Origin of the sequence: Kitasatospora sp. NPDC047058, from assembly GCF_040643935.1 — a bacterium.
In the GTDB taxonomy this organism is placed as follows: domain Bacteria; phylum Actinomycetota; class Actinomycetes; order Streptomycetales; family Streptomycetaceae; genus Kitasatospora.
In genome coordinates this window covers 1-3,888 of sequence record NZ_JBEYVJ010000552.1, presented here as the reverse complement: position 1 = coordinate 3,888, position 3,888 = coordinate 1, and the positions used below count along the sequence as shown (strand labels likewise).

The 3,888-nt window shown below is 74.4% G+C and carries 4 protein-coding genes; 3 read left to right on the top strand and 1 reads right to left on the bottom strand.

What is annotated here, in order from left to right:
- The first annotated feature begins 240 nt into the window (after positions 1-240).
- Complete coding sequence (locus ABZ885_RS37270; protein WP_360199035.1) at positions 241-825, top strand: pyridoxamine 5'-phosphate oxidase family protein; 585 nt, start codon at positions 241-243, stop codon at positions 823-825.
- Between the two features lie 58 nt (positions 826-883).
- On the opposite strand, the gene ABZ885_RS37265 is transcribed toward ABZ885_RS37270, so the two are convergent.
- Positions 884-1,510, bottom strand: coding sequence for a DinB family protein (locus tag ABZ885_RS37265; RefSeq protein WP_360199033.1), 627 nt, complete (start codon positions 1,508-1,510; stop codon positions 884-886).
- Positions 1,511-1,753: 243 nt separating this feature from the next.
- Here ABZ885_RS37265 and ABZ885_RS37260 point away from each other — a divergent pair, with 243 nt between their 5' ends.
- Positions 1,754-2,824 (top strand): helix-turn-helix domain-containing protein, encoded by a 1,071-nt coding sequence (locus ABZ885_RS37260; RefSeq protein ID WP_360199031.1) that lies wholly within the window; start codon positions 1,754-1,756, stop codon positions 2,822-2,824.
- Between the two features lie 72 nt (positions 2,825-2,896).
- Complete coding sequence (locus ABZ885_RS37255) at positions 2,897-3,682, top strand: MBL fold metallo-hydrolase (RefSeq protein ID WP_360199029.1); 786 nt, start codon at positions 2,897-2,899, stop codon at positions 3,680-3,682.
- Positions 3,683-3,888: the final 206 nt, after the last annotated feature.

The window sequence follows — 3,888 nt, the reverse complement described above, 5'->3', positions numbered from 1 at the left end:
GCCCCGCCGCCTGCCCGGCCGACGGCCGACCGCCGACCGCCTGCCGCTTGTTGCGGGCCGAGACCCACGGGTGCCCCTGCGCCGTACCGCGCGGGGGCACCCGCCGTTCGCATAGCGGGCCAACCCACGTCCCCGGAAAGGGAGTTAAGCGTTCTTCGCGCAGGGCGCGTTCGCCCCTGTGGGTCTCGTCATGCGAGAGGGGTGTTCTCGGCATCCGGAATGCCGGGCAGAATTCCCGGCATGGGAAAGACCTACGAGAAGATCGACGGCCGTCTCCGGGAGTTCATCGAGCGCCAGCCCGTCTACTTCGTCGCCACGGCGCCGCTCGCCGCCGACGGGCACGTGAACGTCTCGCCCAAGGGGCGCTCGGGCACGCTCGCCGTGATCGACGAACTGACGCTGGCGTACCTGGACTTCGGCGGATCGACGGCGGAGACCATCGCGCACGTCCGGGAGAACGGGCGGATCACCCTCATGTGGTGCGCCTTCGAGGGGCCGCCCACCGTCGTCCGGGTGCACGGGCAGGGGGAGGCGGTGCTCCGCGACGACGACCGGTTCGCCGAGCTGCTGGGGTACTTCGATCCGGCGGCGGACGGGTCCGCGCTGCGGGCGATCGTGCTGGTGAAGGCGGACCGGGTGAGCGACTCGTGCGGGTTCGCAGTGCCGCTGATGGACTACCGCTCGGACCGGGACCTCCACGAGCAGTACTTCGACCGCAAGACGGACGAGGAGTTCAACAGCTACTGCGAGGGCAAGCCGTACATCGGCACCAGCATCGACGGCCTGCCCGCCCTCCCGCTGCCGCTCCCGCCCCGCCCGGAATGACCCCCGGAACGACGGCGCGGGAGGGGCGGCTCCGGACGGCGGGGCCGGTCGCCCGCCGTCAGGCCGGCCACGCCGGGGCGAGGTGGAGGTCGCGCAGGAGGGCGATCTCGGCGCCGTGGTGGAGCAGTTCCTGGTTGACCCACCAGACGACGTCGAGGAACGGCTCCTCCGGGTCGCTGCCGTAGGGGTAGGCGCTGTGCCCGACGGTGTCGAGCGCAGCGTCGTCGGTGGCGACCAGAACAGCCCGCCAGGACGCGGCCGCCGCCTCGAACGCCGCGATCGCGGTCTCCGCCTCACCGGCCACCGGCAGGTCGTCCCGGGTGAGCGAGCGGCTGCCGCCGGTGTGGTCGGCCCGGAGGGCGAGAAGCTCGGTGAGATGGCTGAGGCGCCAGGCCAGGGTGGTGAACGGCGGGGGCACCGGGTGCGGGGCCGGGGTGGCGTCGCGGCCCCAGTCCCCCGCGCCGACCAGCACGGTCGCACGTGCCCCGGGTCCGTCGGCGTGCCGGCGCACCGACCAGCAGTCGAGGACCGGCTCCCACAGGTACTCGTCGTCCGTGAGCCGGCCGACCGCGACGTCCGTCCCGTTGCCGCTGTCCACCACCGGCCCGGCCAGGCGGTCGGCGAGGCGCTTGCGGGCGAAGTCGTACTGCTCCAGCAGCGGGATCATGCGCGGCGGTATCGTCATCGGGCCCTCCTGGGGCGAACGCTGATCGGTGGTCGGGTGTTCGGGGGCGGGCGGTTCGGACCGCCGCGGGACCCCGGGACCCGGCCCGCACCCTGCCACAGCACCAGCCCCGCCTGCGACGGGTTATCCACCGGCCCCGGCCGCCCGATGGCCGCCTGCCGGCCGGGGCGACGACGGCCCGATGTCCGAATCCTGCAGAGACCCGTCCTTGCCGACATCCGGCCCGCGGACGAGGGTGAAGCCATGCAGTCCTCGCGCTCCACCCCCTCCACCGCTTCTCCCACCTCGGTCGCGCTCCCGCCGCTCCCGCACCTGGTGCTGATCCCGGTCTTCCCGGGCGTCAACGCGCTGGACGTGACCGGTCCCGCCGAGGTCTTCGCGCTCGCCGGGCACCTGCTGGCCGGGGAGGCGGGGCCGGGCGCGGAGGCCTTCCGGCGCCCCGGCGCCGGCTACGAGGTGCGGATGGTGGCGGCCCGGCGCGGGCGGGTGGAGACCTTCTCCGGCATCCCGCTGCACGTGACGGAGGTGTTCGGCGAGCGGCCGGACCGCCCGGACACGCTGCTGGTCCCGGGGCGGATGGACGTCGGGCCGGAGGGCCCGGTGCCGCGCGTGGACGAGGCCGTGGTGGCGTGGCTGCGCGCGACCGGTCCGGAGGCGGGCCGGGTGGCGTCGGTCTGCGCCGGAGCGCACGTCACGGCGGCCGCCGGCCTGCTCGACGGCCACCGGGCCACCACCCACTGGGCGACCGCCGGTCAACTGGCGGCCGCGCACCGGGCGGTGGCCGTCGAGGCGGACGCCATCTTCGTGCGGTCCGGCCGGATGTGGACCAGCGCCGGCCTGACCGCCTCGATGGACCTCGCGCTGGCCCTGGTGGCCGAGGACCACGGGGACGATCTCGCCCGGGAGATCGCCCGCATCATGGTGATGTACCTTCAACGCCCAGGAGGGCAGAGCCAGTTCAGCGTCCCGCTGGCCCACCGGGCAGGCACCCGGGAGGACGTCCGCGCGCTGCGGCGCTGGATCGGCGAGAACGTGGGCGCCGACCTCTCCGTCCCCGTGCTGGCCGGCCGGCTCGCGATGAGCGAGCGGCACTTCGGCCGGGTCTTCCAGGGGGAGACCGGGACGACACCGGGCTCGTTCGTCGAGGAGACGCGGCTGGAGACGGCGCGGCGGCTGCTGGAGCGCACCGACCGTCTAGTCGAGGACGTCGCCCCGGCCTGCGGATTCGGCTCGGTCGAGACGCTGTACCGGGTCTTCCGCGACCGCCTCGGCACCACACCGACCGAGTACCGCCGACGCTTCCGCCTCGGCTGACCGGCGCCGCCCCCACATCAACACCGACATCGACACCGACACCAACCCCCATCCCGTCTCCGAGGAGTCAAGATGAAGATCACCGTCACCCATGTCGGCACCGCCACCGTCCTACTGGAGATCGGCGGACTGCGGCTGCTCACCGACCCGGCCTTCGACCCGGCTCCGGCCGAGTACCGCCACGACCCGGTAGTGCTGCGCAGCACCGCGGGCCCCGCACTGGGCGTCGAAGCGTTGCCTCCGCTGGACGCCGTCCTGCTCAGCCACGACGAGCATCCCGACAACCTGGACGCCGGCGGCCGCGCACTGCTGGAGCGGCTGCCTGCGTCGACCCCCGTCCTGACGACGGTCGGCGGCGCGGTCCGGCTCGGCGGCTCGGCGGTCGGGCTCGCGCCCTGGACGACGCACACGGTGACCGCCGGGGAGCGGACGCTGCGCGTCACGGGGACGCCGGGCGTGCACGGGCCGGTCGGCGAGGTGACCGGGTTCGTGATCGAGGTGCCGGGCGAGGAGGAGACCGTCTACCTCTCGGGTGACACGGTCCACGTGCCCGAGCTGGAGGCGATCGGCCGCCGGTTCCGGATCGGCGTCGCACTGCTGCACCTGGGCGCCGCCCGCATCGACGCCTTCGGCGGCGGTGAACTGATCACGATGGACGGCCGGCAGGCCGCCGCGCTGACCCGTTCGCTGGGCGCGCACACGGTGGTCCCGCTCCACTACAGCTCGTGGGAGCACTTCACCGAGGGCCGGGAGGAGACGACGGCCCGGTTCGCCGAGGCCGGGCTCGCCGACCGCCTGCACTGGCTGACGCCGGGGGAGCCCACCGCGCTGGAGACGGCGCGGGCGGTTCTCCGCTGAGGCCAGCGTGTCGCCTGGCCCGGGTATGCCGCGACGCCGCCGGACCGGGTTCGCCTGTGGGGGCGGTCGGTGCGGCGGCGTCGTGGTGGTGGCGTGGTGGCCCGTGGGGGCTGGGGGTGTTACTTGGTGAGGCCGGCCTTGACGGAGCAGACGGGCCAGGCGCCGGGGCCCTGGGCGGCGAGGACCTTTTCGCCGATGGCGATCTG